This window comes from Streptomyces sp. NPDC051315 (genome assembly GCF_044455165.1).
Taxonomy (GTDB): Bacteria; Actinomycetota; Actinomycetes; order Streptomycetales; family Streptomycetaceae; genus Streptomyces.
This window is the reverse complement of the sequence record NZ_JBITEN010000009.1, coordinates 164,342-189,531: the sequence shown is the minus strand read 5'-3', so window position 1 is coordinate 189,531 and position 25,190 is coordinate 164,342. Positions and strand designations below refer to the sequence as shown.

Below are 25,190 nucleotides of genomic sequence, written 5' to 3'. Positions count from 1 at the left end.
GGCCGCGCGCTTAGCTGTGCGTCAGCGCGAGACCTTGCCGGCCTTGATGCACGAGGTGCAAGCGTTCACGCGCTTCGGCGTCCCGCCCACCACGGTACGCACACGCTGGATGTTCGGGTTCCAGCGGCGGGACGTACGGCGGTGCGAGTGCGAGATGTTGTTGCCGAAGCCCGGCCCCTTGCCGCAGACGTCGCAGTTGGCAGCCACGGGTCACTCCAAAGACTTCAGATGCACTTACGGTTGATCCCGGCATGCCGGGATCGCGATCGTAGGATCAGAGATCTGAGTGGCGCTGCCAGGGGGGATAGCCCGATCGGGATCGGGCAACCGGAGCAGCATACAACGACTGCGCCAGCACAACGAAACTACCACGGCTGCTCAGGCCCCGGTCCCGGCCCTCTTCCGGTGGACACCCGCCCAAGGTCTACGCTGCGTCCCAGTCCAGCAGCTCAAGGAGGCGCAGGTGCCGCAGGTGCCGCAGACATTCCTCGATGCTCTCGCGGTGCGCACCTGGTGCGGCCTCGCGCTGCGCGCGCTCGGACGGGCACGTGAGGAGATCGACGCGATCAACGTCTTTCCGGTCGCGGACGGGGACACCGGCACCAACCTCTATCTGACCGTCGAGTCGGCGGCGACCGCGGTCGAGGCCGTCTTCGCCGGGTACGAGGCCGGCTCCGCGCCCGCCGGAGGCCCCTCCCTCGCGGACGCAGGAGGCCCCTCCCTCCCGGACGCAGGAGGCCCCTCCCTCGCGGACGCCGCGCGCGCGATGGCGCACGGCGCGCTCATCGGCGCGCGCGGGAACTCCGGGACGATCCTCGCCCAGCTGCTGCGCGGCATGGCCCAGGTGCTCGCCGACGGAGACCCCCCTCACACCGACGCGGAGGGGCTGCGTCTGGCCCTGCGGCACGCGGCCGACTCCGCCCGGCAGGCCGTGGCCCACCCGGTCGAGGGCACGGTCCTGACGGTCGCCTCGGCCGCCGCCGACGCGGCGGGAGGGGCCGAGGGCGACTGCGGGACGGTCGCCCGGGAGGCCTACCGGGGCGCGTGCGCGGCGCTGGCCGCGACCCCGGGCCAGCTGGCCGTCCTGGAGCGCGCGGGGGTGGTCGACGCGGGTGGGCGGGGGCTGGTGGCGGTGCTCGCCGCGCTGGTCGAGACGTTCACGGGGGAGCGGCCCGGCGACTCCGCCGCCCCCGCCCCGGGCGCGCACGCGCGCCTGGCGTCCGTCCAGGCGCAGGCCGTCGAGGCGGAGGCCGGGGCAGGGGCGGCCGTCGAGGCGGAGGCCGGTGCCGCGGGAACCAGCGAGGGCGACCGTTGCGCCGACGCCGCCGAGGGCGGTGGCCCCGCCTTCGAGGTCATCTATCTCCTGGAGGCCGAGGACGCGGCCGTGGACAGGTTGCGGGAGCGGCTCGACACGCTCGGGGACTCGCTCGTGGTGGTCGGCGGCGACGGGCTGTGGAACGTGCACGTGCACGTCGACGACGCGGGCGCCGCCGTGGAGGCGGGCGTCGAGGCCGGCCGGCCGTACCGGATCCGCATCACGCACTTCGGCGCCGACGACGTGCACGCGCGCGGTGGCGAACGTCCACCTCGGGAGCGGGCCCAGCGGGCCGTCGTCGCCGTCGTGCCCGGCGAGGGCCTGGCCGGGCTGTACACCGAGGCCGGCGCGACCACGGTCCTCGCGCGCCCCGGGGAACCGCCCGCGAGCGGCGAACTCGTCGAGGCCGTGCGGTGCGCCCACGCGCGCGAGGTCGTGCTGCTGCCCAACGACGCCGACCTGCGCCACACGGCGGCCGCGGCTGCCGAGCAGGCCCGCTCCGAGGGCGTCCGGGTGGCCCTGATCCCGACGCGGTCGGCGGTCCAGGGGATCGCCGCGCTCGCCGTGCACGAACCGGACCGCCGCTTCGACGAGGACGTCGTCTCGATGACCTCGGCGGCCGGCGCCACCCGTTACGCCGAGGTCGCCGTCGCCGAGCGCCAGTCCTGGACCATGGCCGGCATCTGCCAGGCCGGCGACGTCCTCGGGCTCATCGACGGCGACGTCGCCGTCATCGGCGCCGACGTCACCGCCACCGCGGAGACCGTCCTGGACCGCATGCTGGCGGCGGGCGGGGAACTCGTCACCCTGGTGCTCGGCGACGAGGCTCCCGACGGCGTCGCCGAGCGACTCGAGGCGCGGGTGCGGGAGGCCTACCTCGCGGTCGACACGGTGGTGTACCGGGGCGGTCGGCAGGGGGCGCTGTTGTTGATCGGGGTGGAGTAGGGGGAGGGGCGGACCGGGGGCGGCGCGTCGGTGGGTCGGCGGGGATCGTTCAACGATCCCCGTGGCTGGGGTGAACTCGTTCAACGATCCCCTTGCCGCTAGGGGCTTGTTCAACGATCCCCGCACCTGCGGCAGTCTCGTTCAACGTTCCCGTGCCCCCTTGCGTGTTCGTTCAGCAATTCCCAGACTCCCAAGGATTCGTTCAACGATCCCGCGCGTACGGCAGCAGTCTCGTTGAACGATCCCCGCACCTTAGTGGGTTTCGTTCAACGATCCTCACGCTCACAGGGATTCGTTCAATGATTCCTGCGCATACGGCAGTTTCGTTGAACGATCCCCGAACCCCAGCGGGGTCCGTTCAACGATCCCCCGCTGCCGGGAGCTTCGTTCAACAATCCCCGCACCCGCAAAAGGGCCGTTCAACGATCGCCGCTCAACGATCGCCGTTCAACGATCCTCCTGCTCCTCCACCACCTGCAGCAACTGCTCCGCCTCCGCCCGCCGCGCCCGTACGGTCTCGTCACCCCCGCCACCGTCCTCGGCGTCGAGGTCGGCGTCGGCCTCCACGTGCGCGTACGCCCGCAGCACCGCACGCGCGCGTGCCGCCGCCTGTGTGGGGCGTCCCAGGTCGGTCTCGAGCCAGCCGGCGGCGAGTTCGGCGCCGGTGCGGGCGTGCAGGGCGTCGTCCCCCAGGGAGGCGAACACCGCGACCGCGTCCGCCATCTGGCACAGGGCCTCCTCCAGCGCGGACCGGATGGAGTCGTCGTCGGCGTCCTCGGCGGCCGAGCGGGCGAGCAGGTCACCGAACTGACGGTGGGTGTGGCCGAGTTCGACGACGAGCCGTACGCGCGCCTCCTCGTCCTCGGCGGCGCCCAACACGTTCGCGCACTCCTCGACGGCGCTCGTCATCAAATCCCGGGCCGCGTCAGTGCCGTCGTCCGTGCGCAACGCCAGCCACGCGCGGGCGCGCAGGGAGCGGACCAGCCCGTGGACGTTGCCGAGGGAGCGCCACAGTTCGCCGGCGCGCGCGTAGGCCCGGTCCGCCTCGGCGGACAGCCCCGCCTGGCCGAGGGACTCGGCAGCCAGGTGCGCCAGGGTGGCGTGGTCGTGCTGCTCGGGCCAGTGCCGGGCGATCTCGGCGGCCTGCAACCGGTGTTCGGCGGCCGCCCGGTGCTCCCCGAGCTCGCTCAGGCAGTCGCCGAGCCACCACTGCGTCTGGACGACCACCCCGTCGCCGTGCGTCTCGGCGCTCAGGTCCGTCAGCGCCGACTCCAGCACCTCCGCGCCCTCGGCCCAGCGGCCCTGCCGCACCAGGAACCCGCCCAGCTGGTGCCGTGCCCACGCGCCGAACGTCGGACCCTCGCCCGCCTCGTCGGCCCAGTGCGCCGCCTCCAGGGCGTGCTCGGCGGCCTCCGCCGCCTGTCCCCGGCCCCCGACTACCTCGGCGAGCTGGAGGTGCAGCTGCGCCCGCCCGACCGGTTCCAGGTGGGCGCCGCCGTGCTCCAGGGCGGCCCGCAGTGCCCGTTCCGCCTCCACCAGGTCGCCCAGGTGGTGCGCGAGTCCGGCCAGCCGGGCCTCGTACTCCACGGCGAACCACGGCAGGCCCGCCGCGACGAACTCTCCCGCCGCCCGCGCGAACAGCTCCGCGCCCGCCTCCGGGTCTCCCGCGCGCGCCGCCAGCTCCGCGAGCATCGCGTGCCCCTCGGCGACCCGCGCGGCGAGCCGTACGTCGTCCCCGGCCCGCCCCTCGACGAGCGCCAGCAGCTCCCGTACGGCCGCCTCTGCCTCCGTCAGGACCGCCTCCGCCACGGGCCCGTCGGCCTCGTGGACGCGCCGCATCAGGATCCGCGCCCGGCCCATCAGGACGCCCGCCGCCTGCGACACCTGCGTACCGCCCTCGGCGTACAGCGCGAGGACCTGGTCGTAGGGGCCGGCGACCGCGGCGAGCGCCTCCTCGACGTCCCCGGCGAGCGCGCGGACGTACGCGGCACGCGCGCGTGCCGCCAGCGCCTCTCCGGGGTCACCCGCCTGCGCGTACAGCTCGGCGGCCCGCTCGAACGTTTCGGCGCCCTCCGGGCCGAGCCCCATCGCCTCGTGGTCGAGGATCTCCGCGCGGTCCCGGGCGTCCAGGTCAGCGCCCTCGGCCGCCCGCGCCACCGCCGCCCACGCCTCGACGGCGTGCGGCCGCAGCGTGTCCGACAACCGCCGCGCCTCGGCGAGCAGGTCGGACAGCTCCGGCTCGACGGCCGGCGCGACCGGAGCCGGAGGCACGGTCACCGAGGCCGCCGGCCGCACCGCCCGCACCCCGAGCGGCAGCCGTTCCACCAGCGGCCGCTGCGCCATACGCGCGCGTGCCCGCTCGCTCACGTGCGACGTGCCGTTGCGCTCGTCGAAACGCGCGGCCAGCGCGAGGGCCTCCCCGCGCGCGTGGGCGGCGAGATCGTCCGCGGTCCACGGCCGTCCGGCCGGCCCGGGCACCCGCTGACCGCCGAGGCCCAGTGCGGACAGCCGCTCCATGAGCAGCACCACCACGCTGAGGAACGCCAGCTTGCTGCGCGGCTGCCCCTCGTCCGTGAAGTACGCCGGCCGCTCCGCGAGCAGTTCCAGGCCCCGCGCCTCGTTGCCGGTCAGGGCGCAGAACTCCACGTGGTCGGCGTACGCGCCGCGCATGCTCTCCATGGCCCGCACCAGCCGGAAGCCCCGCAGATGGTGGGCGCGCGCCTCCTCCAGGCGCCCGAGGCGCAGCAGCGGCAGCAGGGACGAGGCGAGCACGGTGTGCGGCTCGTGCGCGCACGTGTACGCGCCCTCCAGGACGGGCGCCCACACGTCCAGGGCCTCGGCGTCCCGGCCCCGCTCCGCCTGCCACCAGCCCTGCCCGTGCAGCTCGCACGCGTGGCAGTCGGCCATGGTGTCGCGGTCCGCGGCCAGCCAGGCGGCGAACGCCCGCTCGGCCCGCGCCACGTCCCCGATGTGCGCGGCCACGCTGAACTCGGCGCTGCGCACCGCCCGCTCGGAGTGCCCGGCGAGCCGGTAGCGGTGCTCCATCTCGCCCAGCCACTTCTCCACCGACGCCAGCGGAATGTGCGGCTGGTCGAGCATGCCGGCCGACATCCACTTGAAGACCCAGTGCAGCGAGTGCGTCTCGTACTCGTCGAAGTCCTCGGGCCGTTCGTCCCACATGCGCAGCAGCCGCGCGAACGGGACGAACATCTTGTCCTTCTCGGAGCTGTAGTTGTAGACCTTCAGCTGGTGTCCGAGGGCCTCGATCACGGCGAGCGGGACGTTCAGCCTCTCGGCCTCCACGAGCAGTTGCTCCGCGCGCGCGTTGCGGGCCGGGCCCTCGGGCTGTTCGGAGTTCTCCGCCATCGCCCGGCGGAGGGAGTCGAAGTCCGTGATACCGGTCATCGGCGACCGTCCTCCCCGTGTGCGGACTCCCCGTGTGTGGCCCATTCGAGGAGGCCGATGAACGACCGGTTCAACAGTGCGGAGTCCGCGGGCCGCAGGGGCCGCTGCGCCATCAGCAGCGCCTGCCCGTAGAGCGACTCCGAGGCGGTGCCGATCAGCTCCGGATCCTTCAGCGAACCGATCCTGCGGATCAGCGGATTGAGGTGGTTGAGCACCAGACGCGCGCGCGGGGCGCTGCCGCGCAGCGAGCCCAGGATGCCCGCCCACAGATCGTCCGCCTGCGCCTCGGCCTCCGCCCGCGCCTGCTCGTGCCGGGCCGCCCGGTCGTCCAGGTGCAGCGCGGGCACGGACAGGGGATGGAAGGCGCGCAGGACGACGTCACAGCCCAGCGGGTCGAGCTTGGCCCGCGCGGCCGCGAGGAAACCCGACAGCGCCAGTTCCTCGGCCGGATCGACCGCGTCCAGGTGCGCGGTCACGGTGTCCGCGTCGAGCTCGGCGACCACCGTCCCCGGCCGTACGTCCGGCAGCGCCTCGATCAGCTCGCTGTCGTACGTGTAACCGCCGTTGATCACCCCCACGCCCTGCGCGGACGCGATCGGCGCGACCTGGCGGTACTCCTCCACGGTCCGCGTGAAGTGCACCACCGGGTGCCGCTGCGCGAACTCCTCCAGCGACAGCCGCCCGTCGGTCGTCTCGAACGGCAGCCACGGCAGCATCGTGCGCAGCATCTCCCTGTCGTGCCGCGCCAGGGACTTCACCCCCAGGTGGTGCACGGCCAGGAAGGCCCCGAGCCGCTCCGGGTCGCCGGCGGCGAGACCCGTCAGCCACGACCGGATCCGCTCGCCCAGCGCCTCCCGCACGGCCGCCAGCGTCTCGTCCTCGTACAGCGACTCGCGCGAGGCCGTGGGCCGCAGGCTGTCGGTGTCCAGGACGCAGCGGACGAAGAACGCCCAGTCGGGCAGCAGATGCTCGGCCCGCTCGGTCAGCAACATGCCCTTCAGGTGCACGCGATGACCCGCCCGCTGGGCCGGACTGACCGCCGCCGGCAGCACGTACGCCACTCCGCGGATCCCCGCCAGCGGCACGTTCAGCTCGATCGAGTCGAGCGGTGTGAAACCGAACAGCTCATGGCAGTGCCGGGCCAGCGCCACCCGCCGGTTGGCGGGGGAGGGGTACGCCCGGTCCCAGGGCGCCGGCAGATCGGTGACCGCCTCGCCGCCCACCCGCACGTCGTACGGCAGCAGCGAGCCGAAGTCCCGGGCCAGCTGCAGCACCCGCTGCTCGGTGAGCCACTCCGCGGCCCCCGCCCGCGCCACCAGGTGCACGGTGGTGCCCGGCTCGGGGCGCTCCGCGTCGGGCAGCGTCCGCACGGTGTACGAACCGTCGTCACGGGCCGTCCACTCCACGGGCGGCGCGCCGGGTGTACGGGCGCTGCGGCTGACCACCCGTATCCGCTCGGCCACCAAGAAACAGGCCAGCAGCCCGATGCCGAACTGCCCGAGGAAGTCGGACCGGGCCTCCCGCAGCCCGTCCGCCCGCTTGGAACTGCGTCCGATGGTGGCCAGCAGGCTGTGCACGTCGGCCTCGGTGAGACCGACGCCCGAGTCCTCCACCCGCAGTGCCCCGCCCGACGCGGACAGCCGCACCCGCGCCGGGGCGTCGGGCTCCTCGGCCCGCCGGGCGGTGATGGCGTCCACGGCGTTCTGCAGCAGCTCGCGCAGGTAGACCTTGGGACTGGAGTAGAGGTGATGGGACAGCAGGTCCACCAGACCGCGCAGGTCGACCTGGAACGTATGAGGTGAGGGTGATGCCTGGGATGACTGTGAGGTCTGGGAGTCCATCGCTGCAGCGCCGCGGACGGGGGGAGGGTCGGCGGCGCGGGGTCGGGCGGTCCCGGTGGGGCGGTGACCGCGGGGATGGCCGGAGCGCGCCATCCTAGAGCTCGAACGAGCCGTCTGACCAGGGGTTTCACAACACGTATACGGCATTGTCAGTGGCGTGGTGTGCAATGGATCTCGTGCCCGCACTCGACGAACCACTGAAAAAGGTGCTCGGCCCACCGACCGCGAAGGTGATGGCCGAGTACCTCGGCCTGCACACCGTCGGCGATCTCCTGCACCACTACCCGCGCAGATACGAGGAGCGCGGCCAGCTCACCCACCTCGCCGACCTCCCCATGGACGAGCACGTCACGGTGGTCGCGATGGTCGCCGACGCCCGCCTGCACACCTTCGCCTCCGCCAAGGCGCCCCGGGGCAAGGGCCAGCGCCTGGAGGTCACCATCACGGACGGCAGCGGCCGCCTCCAGCTGGTCTTCTTCGGAAACGGCGTCCACAAGCCCCACAAGGAGCTCCTGCCGGGCACCCGAGCGATGTTCGCGGGCAAGGTCTCCGTCTTCAACCGCCGTCTGCAACTGGCCCACCCGGCCTACGAACTGCTCCGCGGCGACTCCGACGACCCCGGCGACGCCGTCGAGACATGGGCGGGCGCCCTCATCCCGATCTACCCCGCCACCTCCAAGCTGGAGTCCTGGAAGATCGGCAAGGCGATCCAGACGGTCCTGCCCAGCGCCCAGGAAGCCATCGAGCCCCTCCCCGACGGCCTCCGCGAGGGCCGTGGCCTGGTCTCCCTCCCCGAGGCCCTCCTCAAGATCCACCGCCCGCACACCAAGGCCGACATCGCCGACGCCCGCGCCCGCCTGAAGTGGGACGAGGCCTTCGTCCTCCAGGTGGCCCTCGCCCGCCGCCGTCACGCCGACGCCCAACTCCCCGCGGTCCCCCGCAGACCCCGTCCCGACGGCCTCCTCGCCGCCTTCGACGACCGTCTCCCCTTCACCCTCACGGAGGGCCAGCGCAAGGTGTCGAAGGAGATCTTCGACGACCTGGCGACGGAGCATCCGATGCACCGCCTGCTGCAGGGAGAGGTCGGATCAGGAAAGACCATGGTGGCGCTGCGCGCCATGCTCGCCGTGGTCGACGCCGGGGGTCAGGCCGCCATGCTCGCGCCCACCGAGGTGCTCGCCCAGCAGCATCACCGTTCCATCGTGGAGATGATGGGCGAGCTGGCCGAGGGAGGCATGCTCGGCGGCGCCGAGGACGCCACCAAGGTCGTGCTGCTCACCGGGTCGATGGGGGCGGCCGCGCGACGGCAGGCCCTGCTCGACCTCGTCACCGGAGAGGCCGGCCTCGTCATCGGCACCCACGCGCTGATCGAGGACAAGGTCCAGTTCCACGACCTGGGTCTCGTCGTCGTCGACGAACAGCACCGCTTCGGCGTCGAGCAGCGCGACGCCCTGCGTGGCAAGGGAAAACAGCCTCCGCACCTGCTCGTCATGACCGCCACGCCCATCCCGCGCACCGTCGCCATGACCGTCTTCGGCGACCTGGAGACCTCCGTCCTGGACCAGCTCCCGGCCGGCCGCTCACCCATCGCCAGCCATGTCGTCCCCGCCGCCGACAAGCCCCACTTCCTGGCCCGCGCCTGGGAGCGGGTCCGCGAGGAGGTGGCGAAGGGCCACCAGGCGTACGTGGTCTGCCCCCGGATCGGCGACGAGGAGGACGACCCGAAGAAGGCCGGCAAGGGGAAAGCCCCCGAGGACGAGGCCGACAAGCGCCCCCCGCTCGCCGTGCTGGAGGTTGCCGACCAGCTCGCCAAGGGGCCGCTCCACGGCCTCGGCGTCGAGGTCCTGCACGGCAGGATGCCCCCCGACGACAAGGACGCGGTCATGCGCCGCTTCGCCGCCGGTGACACCGACGTCCTGGTCGCCACGACCGTCATCGAGGTCGGCGTGAACGTGCCGAACGCCACCGTGATGGTGATCATGGACGCCGACCGCTTCGGCGTCTCCCAGCTCCACCAGCTGCGCGGGCGGGTCGGCCGTGGCTCGGCTCCCGGGCTCTGCCTCCTGGTCACCGAGATGCCGGAGGCGAGCGCGGCACGCCAGCGTCTCAATGCCGTCGCCTCCACCCTCGACGGCTTCGAGCTCTCCCGCATCGACCTCGAACAGCGACGCGAGGGCGACGTCCTGGGCCAGGCGCAGTCCGGCGCCCGTTCCAGCCTGCGCGTGCTCGCCGTCATCGAGGACGAGGAGGTCATCGCCGAGGCCAGGGAGGAGGCCACCGCGGTCGTCGCCGCCGACCCGGAGCTGGCCCGTCTCCCGGGCCTGCGCACGGCCCTGGACGCCCTGCTGGACGAGGAGAGGGAGCAGTACCTGGAGAAGGGCTGACAGACTGGGACGGTCACCGGTCGGGCACCGCGCCCGAGCCACCCGAGCACACCGACAAGGACCCAGGACATGACCCGCGTGATCGCCGGCGTGGCCGGCGGACGTCGCCTGGCCGTCCCGCCAGGGACCGGCACCCGCCCGACCTCCGACCGCGCACGCGAAGGTCTCTTCTCCACCTGGCAGTCCCTGCTCGGCGGCCCCCTCGACGGCGAACGCGTCCTCGACCTGTACGCCGGCTCCGGCGCCGTGGGCCTGGAGGCCCTCTCCCGGGGCGCCGGTCACGTCCTGCTCGTCGAGGCGGACGCCCGCGCCGTCCGCACCGTCCGGGAGAACGTGCGCACCCTCGGCCTGCCCGGCGCCGAGGTCCGGGCGGGCAAGGCCCGCCCGATCATCCAGACGCCCCCGGACGAGCCGTACGACCTGGTCTTCCTCGACCCGCCGTACGCCGTCTCGGACGACGATCTTCGGGAGATTCTGCTCACACTCCGCACGGAAGGCTGGCTCGCGCCCGAAGCGCTCGTCACCGTGGAGCGCAGCACCAGAGGCGGCACCTTCCACTGGCCGGACGGCTTCGACGCGATTCGGTCCCGTCGCTACGGCGAGGGAACGTTTTGGTACGGTCGCGCCGCCTCTACGTGCGAAGACGCACGATGACCGGACCGGAGAGCGAGGGATCACAAGTGCGCCGCGCCGTCTGTCCCGGGTCGTTCGACCCGATCACCAACGGACACCTCGACATCATCTCCCGCGCCTCCCGCCTCTACGACGAGGTCTATGTCGCGGTGATGATCAACAAGTCCAAGAAGGGCCTGTTCGGGATCGACGAGCGGATCGACCTGATCCGCGAGGTCACCTCGGAGTACGAGAACGTCCGGGTCGAGGCCTTCCACGGCCTCCTCGTCGACTTCTGCAAGGAACGTGACATCCCGGCCATCGTCAAGGGCCTGCGCGCGGTCAGCGACTTCGACTACGAGCTGCAGATGGCCCAGATGAACAACGGCCTCTCGGGCGTCGAGACGCTCTTCGTCCCGACCAACCCCACCTACAGCTTCCTCTCCTCCTCCCTCGTCAAGGAGGTCGCCACCTGGGGCGGGGACGTCTCCCACCTGGTGCCGCCGATCGTGCTGGAAGCGCTCACCGAGCGCCTGCGGAGCGACTGACCTCCTGACGGCCCGTCACCCGGTGTCCGGCGGACACCTCATGGCCGTACAGTCGTCCCGTCCGTCTCCAAAACAGCTGTAGAGAGTGGCGAGCAACCGGTGGACGTGCAGAAGAAGCTCGACGAGATCGTCTCAGCGGTCTCCAGCGCCCGATCCATGCCGATGTCGGCCTCGTGCGTGATCAACCGCGCGGAACTGCTCGCCCTGCTCGAAGAGGTGCGCGCGGCCCTGCCCGACTCCCTGGCGCAGGCCCAGGAGCTGATCGGCGGCCGCCAGCAGATGGTCGAGCAGGCCCGCCAGGAGGCCGAGCGGATCATCGAGACCGCACACGCCGAGCGCGGCTCCCTGATCTCCGACACCGAGATCGCCCGCCGCTCGCAGGCCGAGGCCGACCGCATCCTCGCCGAGGCCCGCAAGGAGGCGGAGGAGATCCGCGCCGAGGCCGACGACTACGTCGACTCCAAGCTCGCCAACTTCGAGGTCGTCCTCACCAAGACCCTCGGCTCCGTCGGCCGCGGCCGCGAGAAGCTCCTCGGCACCGGACCCGGCCTGGACGAGCAGGGCTACGAGGACGAGGACGCCCCCGAGCGCAGCCACGACCCCGAGACCCTGCGCCGCGACGCCGACGCCTACGTGGACGCCAAGCTGGGCGCCTTCGAGGCGGTCCTGGCCAAGACCCTGCAGGCCGTCGGCCGCGGCCGGCAGAAGCTGCACGGCCGTATCGCCACCGACGACCTCGGCGCCCTCGCCGACGACACCACGACCTTCCAGCACTCCTCCGACGCCGACTACCTCGCCGACCTCGCCGCCCTCGCGGACCAGGACACCTCGGCCGAGCAGCCCGCGCAGCACCAGCAGCAGTACGACCAGCAGCCCGCCTACGGCTACCAGCAGGACCCCTACCCGGGCGGCTACCAGCAGCAGACCTACGGCGGCGGGCAGGACTCGTACGGGTACCAGCAGGCCGACCCGTACTCCCCCGCTTTCGGCTCGGCCCAGGCGGGAGGGGCCCCCGTCCAGGACTACGGCACCCAGCAGGCCCCGTACGACCCGAACCAGGGCGCCCAGCAGCCGCCGCAGCCCCAGCAGGACCCCCGGACGTACGCCCTCGACGAGACCAGTCTCTTCGACACGAGCATGATCAGCGCCGAGCAGCTACGCGCCTACGAACAGGGCCGCGGCCTGTAACGGCAGGGGCGGGGGCACCGGATTGGGCTGTGAGCGAATGCTCCAGTATCCTGGCTCTTCGGTCGCGTGTGCGCTTAGCCGACTCCGTATACGCCCGCGATCACCGCTGCCCGGAACACCGAAGGGCAGCGTCCCCAGAGCTCGGAAGATCGAAAGCAGGAATGGCCCTGAACGCCCGCCTCGACCACCGCAACCCTCTCGTGTTCGACACGCACGAGCTGGGGCGGCGTCCTGGCGCGCTGCAGCGCCTGACCCGCACGATCGACGCCCCCAAGGACCTCGGCATCCAAAGGGTCATCGGAGTGCCGGAAGGCGCCCCGGTGGAGCTGGATCTCCGCCTCGAGTCGGTCATGGAAGGTGTGCTCGTCACAGGCACCGCCCGTGCACGGGCCGAGGGGGAGTGCGTAAGGTGTCTGGAGCCGGTCGAGCTGGAGCTCGAAGCGGACTTCCAGGAGATGTTCTCGTACCCTGACGCCGATGACCGTGGCCGCCCCAAGGCGGAACCGGTCGACGACGCCGAGGAAGACGAGGACAGACTCTTTCTCGAGGACGGCCTGTTCGACCTCGAACCCGTGCTGCGCGATGCGGTGGTGCTCGCACTGCCGATGCAGCCGGTGTGCCAGGACGACTGTCCCGGCCTGTGCTCCGAGTGCGGAGAGCGGCTGGCGGACGACCCGGACCACCACCACGACGCCGTCGACATCCGTTGGGCGGCATTGCAGGGACTCGCCGGTTCACTCGAAGACGGCGAGAAGGACGAGATGAGCGGCGCCGAAGCGGGCGTCGACGAGAAGCAGGAGAAGTAGCCGTGGCTGTTCCGAAGCGGAAGATGTCGCGCAGCAACACGCGCCACCGCCGGTCGCAGTGGAAGGCTGCGGTCCCCACCCTGGTTGCGTGCGAGCGCTGCCACGAGCCCAAGCAGCAGCACATCGCGTGCCCGTCTTGCGGCACCTACAACAAGCGCCAGGTCCTCGAGGTCTGAGCGGCTGGTGAGAGGCTTCATGTCTGACGCCAAGGCGGAATCAGTCGCCAGGAAAAAGGCGGACAACACGGCCTCGTCCCACACGCTTCTGGAAGGGCGGCTCGGCTACCAGGTCGAGTCCGCCCTTCTGGTGCGCGCGCTGACCCACCGTTCCTTCGCGTACGAGAACGGCGGTCTGCCGACGAACGAGCGGCTGGAGTTCCTCGGGGACTCCGTGCTCGGCCTCGTCGTCACGGACACGCTGTACCGCACCCACCCCGACCTGCCCGAAGGCCAGCTGGCCAAGTTGCGGGCCGCGGTGGTCAACTCGCGCGCGTTGGCGGAGGTCGGTCGCGGCCTCGACCTGGGCTCCTTCATCCGGCTGGGCCGCGGTGAAGAGGGCACGGGCGGCCGGGACAAGGCGTCCATCCTCGCCGACACCCTCGAAGCGGTGATCGGCGCGGTCTATCTCGACCAGGGCCTCGACGCGGCCTCCGAACTGGTGCACCGCCTGTTCGACCCGCTGATCGAGAAGTCCTCGAACCTCGGAGCCGGCCTGGACTGGAAGACGTCCCTCCAGGAGCTCACCGCGACCGAAGGGCTCGGCGTTCCCGAGTACCTGGTCACGGAGACCGGCCCCGACCACGAGAAGACCTTCACTGCTGCCGCCCGCGTCGGAGGCGTCTCGTACGGCACCGGCACCGGCCGCAGCAAGAAGGAGGCGGAGCAGCAGGCCGCCGAGTCCGCGTGGCGGTCCATCCGCGCCGCGGCGGACGAGCGGGCCAAGGCGGCGAAGGCGGCCGCGGCCGTCCAGTCCGTCGACGGCAGCGCGGACCCCGAGTCCGCCTCCGCCTAGTCGGTCAGGCATCCGGGCCCGCCCCGAGTGCACTGACGTACAGCGCGACCGAGCGCCCGCCCCGCCGCAGGGGTGGGCGCTCGGCTCGTCAGGAGAGAATCGCCCTGCGGATCGCCGTACAGGGGAGTGACGGGGGAGCCATGCCCGAGTTGCCCGAGGTCGAGGTCGTCCGGCGCGGCCTGGAGCGGTGGGTCGCCCATCGCACGGTCGCCGAGGCCGAGGTGCTGCATCCACGTGCCGTACGCCGTCATGTGGCCGGCGCCGACGACTTCGCGCACCGTCTGAAGGGCCACCGCGTCGGCGTTCCGAGCCGCCGCGGCAAGTACCTCTGGCTGCCCCTGGAGGACACGGCCCAGGCGATCCTGGCCCATCTCGGTATGAGCGGCCAGCTCCTGGTGCAGCCGCAGGGGTCGCCCGACGAGAAGCACCTGCGTATCCGTGTCCGCTTCGCCGACGCCCTCGCCACCGAACTCCGCTTCGTCGACCAGCGGACCTTCGGTGGTCTGTCGCTGCACGACACCACCCCCGACGGACTGCCCGACGTCATCGCGCACATCGCCCGCGACCCCCTCGACCCGCTCTTCGACGACGAGGCCTTCCACCGGGCGCTGCGCCGCAAGCGGACCACGATCAAACGGGCCCTGCTCGACCAGTCGCTGATCAGCGGCGTCGGCAACATCTACGCGGACGAGGCCCTGTGGCGCGCCCGCATCCACTACGACCGCCCGACCGCGACCCTCACCCGTCCCCGCACGGCCGAACTCCTCGGCCACGTCCGGGACGTGATGAACGCGGCCCTCGCCGTGGGCGGCACCAGCTTCGACAGCCTGTACGTCAACGTCAACGGCGAGTCGGGCTATTTCGACCGGTCCCTGGACGCCTACGGGCGCGAGGGACTGCCCTGCAAGCGCTGCGGCACGCCGATGCGCCGGCGCCCGTGGATGAACCGGTCCAGCTACTTCTGCCCGAAGTGTCAGAGGCCGCCGCGCGTCTCGTCGTAGAGCTCGCGGGCCGCGAGGACGTCGTCCATCCGGCCCTCCACCAGGTGGATCAGGCCCAGGAGCCGCTCGGCCACCTCATGGCCCAGGGGGGTCAGCTCGTAGTCGACGCGGGGCGGGTTGGTCGGCTGGGCCTCGCGGTGCACCAGCCCGTCGCGTTCCAGCGCGTGCAGCGTCTGGGACAGCATCTTCTCGCTCACGCCGTCGACACGGCGGCGCAGCTCGTTGAAGCGCAGCGAGCCCTCCTTGAGCGCCCCGAGCGTGAGAGAGCCCCAGCGTCCCGTCACGTGCTCCAGCGTGCCGCGCGAGGGGCAGGCCTTGGCGAACACGTTGTACGGGAGGTCCTGCTCCGGGGTGCGCTCGTGAGTGCCGTCCATGTCCCCAGCGTACGCGACGGCAGCGCTAACCAACAGGTTGCACTAACTAGAAGTTAGTGCTTTCCTTTCGTCATCGCCGATGAGCTGCTTCTCCCGCTCACGGTGGCCCGTTCTCATCGTGTCCAAGGAGTACGCACGTGACGACCCCCGTTATCTCCATCGCCTACCACTCCGGCTACGGCCACACCGCCGTTCTCGCGGAGGCCGTTCGCGCCGGCGCCGTCGAGGCGGGTGCCCAGGCCCACCTGATCAAGGTCGACGGGATCACCGAGGAGCAGTGGGCGCTGCTCGACGGCTCCGATGCGATCGTGTTCGGTTCGCCGACCTACATGGGCACCGCCTCCGGTGCCTTCCACGCCTTCGCCGAGGCGACCTCCCAGCGCTGGGCCACCCAGGCGTGGAAGGACAAGCTGGCCGCCGGTTTCACCAACTCCGGCTCCAAGAGCGGCGACAAGCTGCACACGCTGCAGTTCTTCCAGATCCTCGCGGCGCAGCTCGGCATGCACTGGATCAACCTCGGCCTGCTCCCCGGCTGGAACAGCAGCACGGCCTCCGAGACCGACCTCAACCGCCTCGGCGTCTTCCTGGGCGCGGCCGCCCAGACCAACGTCGACGAGGGCCCCGACGCCGTCCACAAGGCGGACCTGGCGACGGCGGAGCACCTGGGACGCCGGGTCGCGGAGACGGCGAAGCAGTTCGCGGCGGGGCGGGCGCTCGCGGCCTGAGCCGCGCCGTCCGGACCGGCCGGAAGGACCGGCTGGACGGACCGCCGTGCGGACCGGCCGGGCGGGTCTAGTAGCCGAAGTCCTGCGTCCACCAGGGGCCGCCGGAGCCGAGGTGGACTCCCACGCCCAGGGTCTTGAAGTCGCAGTTGAGGATGTTGGCGCGGTGGCCGGGGCTGTTCATCCAGGCCTCCATCACCGCCGCCGCGTCGGTCTGGCCCCGGGCTATGTTCTCGCCGCCGAGGTCGGATATGCCGGCCCGGGTGGCCCGGTCCCACGGGGTCGCCCCGTCCGGGTCGGTGTGGTCGAAGAAGGCGCGCGCGGCCATGTCCTGGCTGAACCTCTGGGCCAGCTCGGTCAGCGCGCTGTTGGCGGAGAGGGCGCTGCAGCCGACCTTGGCCCGCTCCTCGTTGACCAGCTTCAGGACCTCGGCCGCGGCCTGGACCTCCGCCGAGACCGTCACCGGGGCGCTGGTCCTCTCCGGCGTCTTCGGGGCCGTCCTGGACGGAGCCTTCGAAGGAGTCTTGGAGGGAGTCTTCGACGGGGTCCTCGGAGGGGTCTTCTCCCGCTCCTTCGTCGGCGTGGCCTTCGGCTTCTCGGTGGTCGGCGAGGCACTCGGCGACGTGGTGGAGGCCGACGGGGAGGGGGACGCCGAAGTCGGGGCGGAGGTGGACCCGCCGGCGTTTCCGCTGGCCGGCGTTCCGACGCCGGCGGTCTCGGCGGAGCCGGAGGTGCCGCCCTGCTCGGCGGCCGAGTTGGTAGGCGAGTCGGCGGCCTGCACCCGGTCGGCGGAGCCGCCGCCGTCGCCGAGCCGGTAGTTGTCGAGGCCGGGCACCACGCCCGTGGCCACCGCGACCGTGCCGAGGGCGACCGCCGCGGACATCCCGAGCAGCCCCGTCTTCACCGGGGTCACGGCCTTCTTCTTGCGGCGGCGTCCCGAGCCGCCCCGCCCGGGGCCGGACCGCCGCGGACCGCCGTCCGGGGAGAAGCCCCCGGCCGGGAGGACCGCGGTGTCGGCCGACGCCCGTGGGTACGCGTCGTCCGGCGCGAACAGGTACTCCTGGCTCCGGGCCACGGAGTCGGCGTACGCCTCGGGGTTCAGGTACGGAGCGATGCCCATCGTGGGGGTCTCGCCGGCGTACGAGTCCTGCCGGGCGTGCCCCTGCGGGTGCGAGCCGTCGGTGTGGGTGGCCCCCGTGGCGCGGCCCGTGGCGGCGCGGCCGGCGGCGGAGCGTCGGTGGCGTCCCATGTCCTGGCCTTCCTCGTCCAACTGGTCTGGGCGGAGAGTCCCTCTGTCCGAGCGGAGTCCCTCTGCGTGAGCGGAGTCCCTCTGGTCCGAGCGGAGCCCCCTGCGCTGCGGTCGACCCGCGCCCCCGTGGCGCATGACTCCTGCTGGTCGACCCGACTCACTCGATCGAGTGAGTTTCATATGAGATGCATTGGGTCGGGACGGTACCGCATGCCGCCGGGGGAGGAAGTGTCCCAAGTGACATTGCCTGGTTAGGTGGCACCCATGAGCGAGGATGTACGGCTGGTCGTCTGGGTGCGCGGACACGTGCAGGGCGTGGGTTTCCGCTGGTTCACGCGGGCCAAGGCGTTGGAGATCGGCGGTCTGAGTGGTTTTGCTCTCAATTTGGCCGACGGGCGGGTCCAGGTGGTCGCCGAGGGGTCCCCGAGGAGCTGTGAGGGCCTGCTGGAGTGGCTCCAGAGTGACGACACGCCCGGGCGCGTGGACGGAGTCACAGAGATATGGGACACACCGCGCGGCGGCTATGACGGCTTCGCCATCCGCTGACGATCGGGTGCCCGAACCCCGCCCGGAAGCGGAGGAGCATGCCACCGGCACGTGCCCCCAGCAGAAAGAAGCAGGTGGTTGCCAAGAACCGCTTGCGGTGGCAGGCTCCGCACGTAAGGATGATCGCCACGCCCTGAGGGCCCCGCAGGAGTCGCAGCGCCGCCGTTTCCGGCCGCGCGCCCCAGGGTTGCCCGCCAATACGGGGCGTGATCGTGTTGACCGTCAAACTTTTTGGTGAGACGCTGAAAGCACCCCGCGCACCCAGCTGTTTGGCATGGATGAACGGCAGCAGGAACACGATCCTGCCAAGCATCGCGGGTGCGAATCCCTCACGACCCACACCGCTTCGGTCGGTCACTCAGTGTGGAGGACCATCCATCATGGCAAAGGCGCTTCTCGGTTACGTCGGCGGCTCCGACCCGCGACTCCTCGCCGAGATGCGACGGCTCCAGCAGCGCGTCCAGGACCTGGAATCCGAGCTCGTACGGATCCAGGCCGAGAACGACGCCCTGACGGCTGCCGCTTCTCACGACAGGATCATGGAGAGCATCGACGCACACCAGGCGGAGCCTGCGCTCACCTGATCGCTGCACTGCTCCACAACAGCAGTGGTTGGGCGACTCTTTTCAACCGCGTCGGACCGCTTAGTTGTCAGAAGTTGCAAGGGACGCTTCGGCGTCCCTTCTTTCTTTCCCCGCGCATCCTTTCAGTCTCTTCAACGAGTGGTGTGCCCTGCGCGTTCAGGGGTGAAACCGCGGGTTCATGGAGTGAGACATACCTGAGAGGTAGAGTCCAGCGCCGTGCACCTCAAGGCCCTGACCCTCCGTGGGTTCAAGTCGTTCGCCTCGGCCACCACACTCCGGTTCGAGCCGGGCATCACCTGTGTCGTCGGGCCGAACGGATCGGGCAAGTCCAATGTCGTGGACGCGCTCAGCTGGGTCATGGGCGAGCAGGGCGCCAAGTCGCTGCGCGGCGGCAAGATGGAGGACGTCATCTTCGCCGGCACCACCGGCCGCCCCCCGCTGGGCCGCGCCGAGGTGTCCCTGACCATCGACAACTCCGACGGCGCCCTGCCCATCGAGTACGCCGAGGTCACCATCACGCGGATCATGTTCCGCAACGGCGGCAGCGAGTACCAGATCAACGGCGACACCTGCCGTCTGCTGGACATCCAGGACCTGCTGAGCGACTCCGGCATCGGCCGCGAGATGCACGTCATCGTCGGCCAGGGCCAGCTCGACTCCGTCTTGCACGCCGACCCGATGGGCCGCCGCGCCTTCATCGAGGAGGCCGCGGGCGTCCTCAAGCACCGCAAGCGCAAGGAGAAGGCGCTCAGGAAACTGGACGCGATGCAGGCCAACCTCGCGCGCGTGCAGGACCTGACGGACGAGCTGCGCCGCCAGCTGAAGCCGCTGGGCCGGCAGGCGGCGGTCGCGCGACGGGCCGCGGTCATCCAGGCCGACCTGCGCGACGCCCGCCTGAGACTCCTGGCCGACGATCTCGTACGGCTGCGGGAGGCCCTCCAGGCCGAGGTCGCCGACGAGGCCGCGCTGAAGGAGCGCAAGGAGGCGGCCGAGCAGGAGCTGAGGAAGGCCCTCCAGCGGGAGACGCTCCTGGAGGACGAGGTCCGGCAGCTCACGCCCCGGCTCCAGCGCGCCCAGCAGACCTGGTACGAGCTGTCCCAGCTCGCCGAGCGCGTCCGCGGCACGATCTCGCTGGCCGACGCGCGCGTGAAGAGCGCCACCTCCGCGCCCCCCGAGGAGCGGCGCGGCCGCGACCCCGAGGACATGGAGGGCGAGGCCGCCCGCGTCCGTGAGCAGGAGGCCGAACTGGAGGCCGCTCTGGAGGCGGCTCAGCGGGCCCTCGACGACACCGTCGCCCACCGTGCCGACCTCGAACGGGAGCTGGCCGTCGAGGAACGGCGCCTGAAGGACGTCGCCCGCGCCATCGCCGACCGCCGCGAGGGTCTCGCCCGGCTCCACGGTCAGGTCAACGCGGCCCGCTCGCGCGCCGCCTCCGCCCAGGCCGAGATCGACCGGCTGGCCGCCGCCCGGGACGAGGCCCAGGAACGGGCCGTCGCCGCGCAGGAGGAGTACGGGGCCCTGAAGGCGGAGGTCGACGGCCTCGACGCGGGCGACGCGGAACTGGCAGAGCGGCACGAGGCGGCGAAGCGGCAGCTCACCGAGGCGGAGGCCGCGCTGACCGCGGCCCGCGAGGCGGCCACCGCCGCCGAACGCAGGCGCGCCGCGACCCAGGCCCGCCACGAGGCCCTCGCGACGGGCCTGCGGCGCAAGGACGGAACGGGCGCCCTGCTCGGCGCGCGGGATCGTCTCACCGGCCTGCTCGGCCCGGCCGCGGAGCTCCTCACCCTCACCCCCGGCTACGAGGTCCCCCTCGCCGCCGCTTTCGGCGCCGCCGCCGACGCCCTCGCCGTGACCACGCCGTCCGCGGCCGCCGACGCCATCCGCCTGCTGCGCAAGCAGGACGCGGGCCGGGCGTCCCTGCTGCTGGCCGGGGCTCCGGAGGAACCGGTCCCCGCCGGAGCGCACGACGGCCGGACACCGGGCGGGGGCACGACAGGGGACGATCACGCCGTCGCCCACCGGTCCCTGCCCGCGGATGCGCCGGACGGCGCCGTCGCCCACCGCCCCGCCGGCCGTGCCCTCTTCGCCGCCGACCTCGTCCGTGCGCCCGCCGAGCTCATGCCGTCCGTGCGGCGGCTGCTGCGCGGGATCGTCGTCGTCGGGACCCTGGAGGACGCCGAGGATCTCGTCCGCGCCCGGCCCGATCTCACCGCCGTGACCGCCGAGGGCGACCTGCTGGGGGCGCACTTCGCGCACGGCGGGTCCGCCGGGGCGCCCAGTCTGCTCGAGGTGCAGGCGTCCGTCGACGAGGCCGCCGCCGAGCTGGAGGAGCTGGCGGTGCGGTGCGAGGAGCTGGCCGAGGAGCAGCGGGCGGCGGGGGAGCGGCGCGGGGAGTGCGCCGGGCTCGTCGAGGAGCTGGGGGAGCGGCGGCGGGCCGCCGAGCGGGAGAAGTCGGCCGTCGCGCAGCAGCTCGGACGGCTCGCCGGACAGGCCCGCGGCGCCGCCGGGGAGGCCGAGCGGTCCGCCGCCGCGGCCGCCCGGGCGCAGGAGGCGCTCGACAAGGCCGTCCAGGAGGCCGAGGAGCTGGCCGAGCGGCTGGCCGTCGCCGAGGAGATGCCGGTCGAGGAGGAGCCCGACACCTCCGTGCGCGACCGGCTCGCCGCCGACGGCGCCAACGCGCGGCAGACCGAGATGGAGGCGCGGCTGCAGGTCCGTACGCACGAGGAGCGGGTCAAGGGACTGGCCGGGCGGGCCGACTCGCTGGACCGGGCCGCGCGGGCGGAACGCGAGGCACGCGCGCGTGCCGAGCAGCGACGGGCCCGGCTGCGGCACGAGGCGGCCGTCGCGGGGGCCGTCGCCTCCGGCGCGCGTCAGCTGCTCGCGCACGTCGAGGTGTCGTTGCGGCGGGCCGACGCCGAACGCGTCGCCGCCGAGGCCGCGAAGGCCCGGCGCGAGCAGGAGCTGGCCGCCGCCCGCACCGCCGGGCGCGATCTCAAGGCCGAACTCGACAAGTTGACGGATTCAGTCCACCGGGGCGAGGTACTCGGCGCCGAGAAACGGCTGCGGATCGAGCAGCTGGAGACCAAGGCGCTGGAGGAACTGGGTGTCGAACCGGCGGGGCTGGTGTCCGAGTACGGACCGCACCAACTGGTGCCCCCCTCGCCCCCCGCCGAGGGCGAACAGCTGCCGGAGGACCCCGAGCATCCGCGCAACCAGCCCAGGCCCTTCGCAAGGGCCGAGCAGGAGAAGCGACTCAAGGCGGCGGAACGCGCCTACCAGCAGCTCGGCAAGGTGAACCCGCTCGCTCTGGAGGAGTTCGCCGCGCTGGAGGAGCGCCACAAGTTCCTCAGCGAGCAGCTGGAGGACCTGAAGAAGACCCGCGCCGACCTGCTCCAGGTGGTGAAGGAGGTCGACGAGCGCGTCGAGCAGGTCTTCACCGAGGCGTTCCGGGACACCGCCCGTGAGTTCGAGGGCGTGTTCAGCCGGCTGTTCCCCGGAGGGGAGGGACGGCTGATCCTGACCGACCCCGACAACATGCTCACCACGGGTGTCGACGTCGAGGCCCGGCCGCCCGGCAAGAAGGTCAAGCGGCTGTCGCTGCTCTCCGGTGGCGAGCGGTCGCTGACCGCCGTCGCGATGCTGGTCTCGATCTTCAAGGCGCGGCCCAGCCCGTTCTACGTCATGGACGAGGTCGAGGCCGCTCTCGACGACACCAACCTGCAGCGGCTGATCCGCATCATGCAGGAGCTGCAGGAGTCATCGCAGCTGATCGTGATCACGCACCAGAAGCGCACGATGGAGGTCGCCGACGCGCTCTACGGCGTCTCCATGCAGGGCGACGGGGTGTCGAAGGTGATCTCGCAGCGGCTCCGCTAGTCGGCTTCGCTCCTTCAAAGCTTGAACACACGCCCCTTACGTGTGCCTCTTTTCTCACACACGATGACCTATTGACTTCGAAACTTGAAGGCATAGTCTCGGCAACGTTGTTTTTACCTTCAGGTATCGCCTACCTCGAAGGGCAGATCCACGTCGGCGGCGTTGCCGATGGCCCGAGGAGAACACGTGACCAGCACAGCGCAGGCACCCAAGTCAGGAGCCAGGACGGCTCATCCCGATCATCTCGGGCACGTCATCTTCATCGCAGCGGCGGCCGCGATGGGCGGCTTCCTCTTCGGCTACGACAGCTCCGTGATCAACGGCGCCGTCGAGGCCATCCGCGACCGCTACGACATCGGCTCGGCGGCCCTCGCCCAGGTCATCGCCATCGCCCTGATCGGCTGTGCCGTCGGCGCCGCGACCGCCGGCCGCATAGCCGACCGCATCGGCCGCATCCGGTGCATGCAGATCGCCGCCGTCCTCTTCACGGTCAGCGCCGTCGGCTCGGCGCTCCCCTTCTCGCTGTGGGACCTCGCCTTCTGGCGTGTCGTCGGCGGCTTCGCCATCGGCATGGCCTCGGTCATCGGCCCCGCCTACATCGCCGAGGTCGCCCCGCCCGCCTACCGCGGCCGCCTGGGCTCCTTCCAGCAGGCCGCGATCGTCGTCGGCATCGCGGTGTCGCAGCTGGTCAACTGGGGTCTGCTGAACGCCGCCGACGGCGACCAGCGCGGTGAGCTGATGGGCCTGGAGGCCTGGCAGGTCATGCTCGGCGTCATGGTGATCCCGGCCGTCCTCTACGGGCTGCTCTCCTTCGCGATCCCCGAGTCCCCGCGCTTCCTGATCTCCGTCGGCAAGCACGAGCGGGCCCGTGAGATCCTCGCCGAGGTCGAGGGCAAGGACATCGACCTCGACGCCCGGGTCGCCGAGATCGAGCTCGGCATGAAGAGCGAGCACAAGTCGACCTTCAAGGACCTGCTCGGCGGCTCCTTCTTCTTCAAGCCGATCGTCTGGGTCGGCATCGGCCTGTCGGTCTTCCAGCAGTTCGTCGGCATCAACGTCGCGTTCTACTACTCCTCGACGCTGTGGCAGTCCGTCGGCGTGGACCCGGCCGACTCGTTCTTCTACTCGTTCACGACGTCGATCATCAACATCGTCGGCACCGTCATCGCGATGATCTTCGTGGACCGCATCGGCCGCCGGCCGCTCGCGATCATCGGCTCGGTCGGCATGGTGATCGGCCTCGCGCTGGAGGCCTGGGCGTTCTCCTTCGACCTGGTCGACGGCAAGCTCCCGGAGACCCAGGGCTGGATCGCCCTGATCGCCGCCCACGTGTTCGTCCTGTTCTTCGCCCTGTCGTGGGGTGTGGTCGTCTGGGTCATGCTCGGCGAGATGTTCCCGAACCGGATCCGTGCCGCCGCCCTCGGCGTGGCCGCCTCCGCGCAGTGGATCGCCAACTGGGCCATCACCGCGAGCTTCCCGTCGCTGGCCGACTGGAACCTCTCCGTGACCTACGTGATCTACACGGTCTTCGCGGCGCTCTCCATCCCGTTCGTCCTCAAGTACGTCAAGGAGACGAAGGGCAAGGCGCTGGAGGAGATGGGGTAACCCGTCGCCCGAGACTCGGGGGGAAGGGCCAAGTCCCCGCTGCCCCTCTCCCCGTATCCGTGAGGCGTACTGCCCCGGCTCACTCGTCGAGCCGGGGCAGTACGCCTTCGCAGAACAGCCGCAGACTCCGCCACCCCTCCTCCACCGGCATCCCGCCGGCCAGCGGATGCAGGACGAGGGTGTCGAGGCCCTGCGCCAGGCACTCCCGCGGCGTGACGATCCGGTACACGCCCTCGGCGCGCAGCTCCGCCACGGTCGCCGCCGCCGAGCGCACCGCCGAGCGGACGCCGGCCGCCTGCCAGGAGGCGTAGGTGCGGGCCTCGTGCAGGAAATGGTGGCCGTACTCGGCCCACGCCCGGTCCGGGTCCTCGGCGAGGTGCAGCAGCGGGGTCTCGGCGGGCGGCATCAGGACCCAGCCCTCGGTGCCGTACTCCACCAGCCGCTCCTTGTAGTGGGCCTCCAGTTCCGGCAGGTGCGCGCTGGGGAAGAAGGGCAGGCCGAGCCGGGCGGCCCGGCGGGCGGCGGCCCGGGAGGAACCGCCCACCAGCAGCAGCGGGTGCGGCTCGGTGCACGGGCGCGGCGTGACCCGTACCGTACGGCCCCGGTACGCGAACTCCTCGCCGGTCCAGGCCTTCAGCAGGGTCTCCAGGAGTTCGTCCTGGAGCCGGCCGCGCCGCTCCCAGGCCACGCCCGCCCGGGCGTACTCCTCCGGCCGGTAGCCGATTCCGGCGACGGTGACCAGGCGTCCGCCGCCGAGCAGGTCGAGCACGGCGATGTCCTCGGCCAGCCGCAGGGGGTCGTGCAGCGGGCCGATCACCGCCGAGACCGTGACCGTCAGGCGCCGGGTGGCCCCCAGGACGGCGCCCGCGAAGGCGAACGGCGAGGGCAGCCAGTTGTTCTCGGCGCCGTGGTGTTCCTCCGTCTGGACGGTGGAGATCCCCTGCTCGTCGGCGTACGCGGCCATCTCCAGGGCGGCCCGGTAGCGGATGCCGAGCTCGGCGGGGGAGGCGCCGGGGGCGACGAGGTTGAAGCGGACGACGGTGACGGGCACGTCAGGCCCCCCTTCCGGTGTGGGCGGGGGAGAGTAGCTGACGGATCATCAGATAACCAGGGGTGGGGCACGCCCCCGTTCGGACGCGCGGGCACCCGCTCCGGCGGGGAGGGGTCACGCATACTGG

General features: G+C 71.9%; 20 protein-coding genes. 14 read left to right on the top strand and 6 right to left on the bottom strand.

Translation table 11 applies throughout. The features are described from left to right. Nucleotides 1-21 precede the first annotated feature (21 nt). A complete protein-coding gene (gene rpmB, locus ACIBBD_RS19170) occupies nt 22-207 on the bottom strand; it encodes a 50S ribosomal protein L28 (RefSeq protein WP_003993230.1) in 186 nt (61 codons plus the stop codon). Between the two features lie 256 nt (nt 208-463). On the opposite strand from rpmB, the gene ACIBBD_RS19165 reads away from it, so the two are divergent. Then, entirely contained in the window at nt 464-2,260 is a 1,797-nt protein-coding gene (locus tag ACIBBD_RS19165; protein WP_399420619.1) for a DAK2 domain-containing protein, read from the top strand. Between the two features lie 447 nt (nt 2,261-2,707). Here the strand turns inward: ACIBBD_RS19165 and ACIBBD_RS19160 are convergent, their stop codons facing one another. Together ACIBBD_RS19160 and ACIBBD_RS19155 are read right to left on the bottom strand one after the other, a co-directional pair. Beyond that, a complete protein-coding gene (locus ACIBBD_RS19160) occupies nt 2,708-5,665 on the bottom strand; it encodes a tetratricopeptide repeat protein (protein ID WP_399420618.1) in 2,958 nt (985 codons plus the stop codon). Continuing rightward, nucleotides 5,662-7,506, bottom strand: coding sequence for an HSP90 family protein (locus tag ACIBBD_RS19155; protein ID WP_399420617.1), 1,845 nt, complete (start codon nt 7,504-7,506; stop codon nt 5,662-5,664). Before ACIBBD_RS19155 ends, ACIBBD_RS19160 begins: the two co-directional genes overlap by 4 nt. Before the next feature lie 167 nt (nt 7,507-7,673). Here ACIBBD_RS19155 and recG point away from each other — a divergent pair, with 167 nt between their 5' ends. From recG to mutM, 8 genes are all read left to right on the top strand, one after another. After that, a complete protein-coding gene (recG, locus tag ACIBBD_RS19150) occupies nt 7,674-9,890 on the top strand; it encodes an ATP-dependent DNA helicase RecG (RefSeq protein ID WP_399420615.1) in 2,217 nt (738 codons plus the stop codon). Between the two features lie 69 nt (nt 9,891-9,959). Next, entirely contained in the window at nt 9,960-10,544 is a 585-nt protein-coding gene (gene rsmD, locus ACIBBD_RS19145; RefSeq protein WP_399420613.1) for a 16S rRNA (guanine(966)-N(2))-methyltransferase RsmD, read from the top strand. Nucleotides 10,545-10,570: 26 nt separating this feature from the next. Further along, the gene (gene coaD / locus ACIBBD_RS19140) at nt 10,571-11,050 is read left to right on the top strand and encodes a pantetheine-phosphate adenylyltransferase (RefSeq protein WP_399420752.1); all 480 of its coding nucleotides are present in this window, start codon (nt 10,571-10,573) and stop codon (nt 11,048-11,050) included. 99 nt (nt 11,051-11,149) lie between these two features. Then, on the top strand, nt 11,150-12,238 hold the full coding sequence (locus ACIBBD_RS19135; RefSeq protein ID WP_399420612.1) for an ATP synthase F0 subunit B: 1,089 nt from the start codon (nt 11,150-11,152) through the stop codon (nt 12,236-12,238). Between the two features lie 161 nt (nt 12,239-12,399). After that, complete coding sequence (locus tag ACIBBD_RS19130; protein WP_399420611.1) at nt 12,400-13,044, top strand: YceD family protein; 645 nt, start codon at nt 12,400-12,402, stop codon at nt 13,042-13,044. Between the two features lie 2 nt (nt 13,045-13,046). Continuing rightward, nucleotides 13,047-13,220 (top strand): 50S ribosomal protein L32, encoded by a 174-nt coding sequence (rpmF, locus tag ACIBBD_RS19125; protein ID WP_003951102.1) that lies wholly within the window; start codon nt 13,047-13,049, stop codon nt 13,218-13,220. Between the two features lie 7 nt (nt 13,221-13,227). Then, nucleotides 13,228-14,055 (top strand): ribonuclease III, encoded by an 828-nt coding sequence (gene rnc / locus ACIBBD_RS19120; protein ID WP_399420610.1) that lies wholly within the window; start codon nt 13,228-13,230, stop codon nt 14,053-14,055. 140 nt (nt 14,056-14,195) lie between these two features. After that, the gene (gene mutM / locus ACIBBD_RS19115; RefSeq protein ID WP_399420609.1) at nt 14,196-15,056 is read left to right on the top strand and encodes a bifunctional DNA-formamidopyrimidine glycosylase/DNA-(apurinic or apyrimidinic site) lyase; all 861 of its coding nucleotides are present in this window, start codon (nt 14,196-14,198) and stop codon (nt 15,054-15,056) included. Here mutM and ACIBBD_RS19110 read toward each other — a convergent pair. Beyond that, nucleotides 15,029-15,430: a winged helix-turn-helix transcriptional regulator gene (locus tag ACIBBD_RS19110; protein ID WP_399420608.1), complete on the bottom strand. Its 402-nt coding sequence runs from the start codon at nt 15,428-15,430 to the stop codon at nt 15,029-15,031. The genes mutM and ACIBBD_RS19110 overlap by 28 nt on opposite strands. Nucleotides 15,431-15,567: 137 nt before the next feature. Here ACIBBD_RS19110 and ACIBBD_RS19105 point away from each other — a divergent pair, with 137 nt between their 5' ends. After that, the gene (locus ACIBBD_RS19105; RefSeq protein ID WP_399420607.1) at nt 15,568-16,155 is read left to right on the top strand and encodes a flavodoxin family protein; all 588 of its coding nucleotides are present in this window, start codon (nt 15,568-15,570) and stop codon (nt 16,153-16,155) included. Between the two features lie 67 nt (nt 16,156-16,222). On the opposite strand, the gene ACIBBD_RS19100 is transcribed toward ACIBBD_RS19105, so the two are convergent. Then, nucleotides 16,223-17,401, bottom strand: a complete 1,179-nt coding sequence (locus tag ACIBBD_RS19100) for a CAP domain-containing protein (protein WP_399420606.1) — start codon at nt 17,399-17,401, stop codon at nt 16,223-16,225. Nucleotides 17,402-17,665: 264 nt separating this feature from the next. On the opposite strand from ACIBBD_RS19100, the gene ACIBBD_RS19095 reads away from it, so the two are divergent. From ACIBBD_RS19095 to ACIBBD_RS19080, 4 genes are all read left to right on the top strand, one after another. Beyond that, a complete protein-coding gene (locus ACIBBD_RS19095) occupies nt 17,666-17,947 on the top strand; it encodes an acylphosphatase (RefSeq protein WP_399420605.1) in 282 nt (93 codons plus the stop codon). Nucleotides 17,948-18,327: 380 nt separating this feature from the next. Next, entirely contained in the window at nt 18,328-18,531 is a 204-nt protein-coding gene (locus tag ACIBBD_RS19090) for a hypothetical protein (RefSeq protein ID WP_058922942.1), read from the top strand. A gap of 216 nt (nt 18,532-18,747) precedes the next feature. After that, entirely contained in the window at nt 18,748-22,407 is a 3,660-nt protein-coding gene (locus ACIBBD_RS19085; RefSeq protein WP_399420604.1) for an AAA family ATPase, read from the top strand. 186 nt (nt 22,408-22,593) lie between these two features. Then, nucleotides 22,594-24,012 (top strand): sugar porter family MFS transporter, encoded by a 1,419-nt coding sequence (locus ACIBBD_RS19080; RefSeq protein WP_399420603.1) that lies wholly within the window; start codon nt 22,594-22,596, stop codon nt 24,010-24,012. 79 nt (nt 24,013-24,091) lie between these two features. Here ACIBBD_RS19080 and ACIBBD_RS19075 read toward each other — a convergent pair whose 3' ends face one another. Further along, nucleotides 24,092-25,063, bottom strand: coding sequence for an LLM class flavin-dependent oxidoreductase (locus ACIBBD_RS19075; protein ID WP_399420602.1), 972 nt, complete (start codon nt 25,061-25,063; stop codon nt 24,092-24,094). Nucleotides 25,064-25,190: the final 127 nt, after the last annotated feature.

Coding starts and splice junctions, on each gene's coding strand:
- ACIBBD_RS19160 (WP_399420618.1), bottom strand. CDS start 5,665: ATGACCGGTATCACGGACTTCGACTCCCTCCGCCGGGCGATGGCGGAG.
- ACIBBD_RS19155 (WP_399420617.1), bottom strand. CDS start 7,506: ATGGACTCCCAGACCTCACAGTCATCCCAGGCATCACCCTCACCTCAT.
- recG (WP_399420615.1), top strand. CDS start 7,674: ATGGATCTCGTGCCCGCACTCGACGAACCACTGAAAAAGGTGCTCGGC.
- rsmD (WP_399420613.1), top strand. CDS start 9,960: ATGACCCGCGTGATCGCCGGCGTGGCCGGCGGACGTCGCCTGGCCGTC.
- ACIBBD_RS19130 (WP_399420611.1), top strand. CDS start 12,400: ATGGCCCTGAACGCCCGCCTCGACCACCGCAACCCTCTCGTGTTCGAC.
- mutM (WP_399420609.1), top strand. CDS start 14,196: ATGCCCGAGTTGCCCGAGGTCGAGGTCGTCCGGCGCGGCCTGGAGCGG.
- ACIBBD_RS19110 (WP_399420608.1), bottom strand. CDS start 15,430: ATGGACGGCACTCACGAGCGCACCCCGGAGCAGGACCTCCCGTACAAC.
- ACIBBD_RS19100 (WP_399420606.1), bottom strand. CDS start 17,401: ATGGGACGCCACCGACGCTCCGCCGCCGGCCGCGCCGCCACGGGCCGC.
- ACIBBD_RS19095 (WP_399420605.1), top strand. CDS start 17,666: ATGAGCGAGGATGTACGGCTGGTCGTCTGGGTGCGCGGACACGTGCAG.
- ACIBBD_RS19090 (WP_058922942.1), top strand. CDS start 18,328: ATGGCAAAGGCGCTTCTCGGTTACGTCGGCGGCTCCGACCCGCGACTC.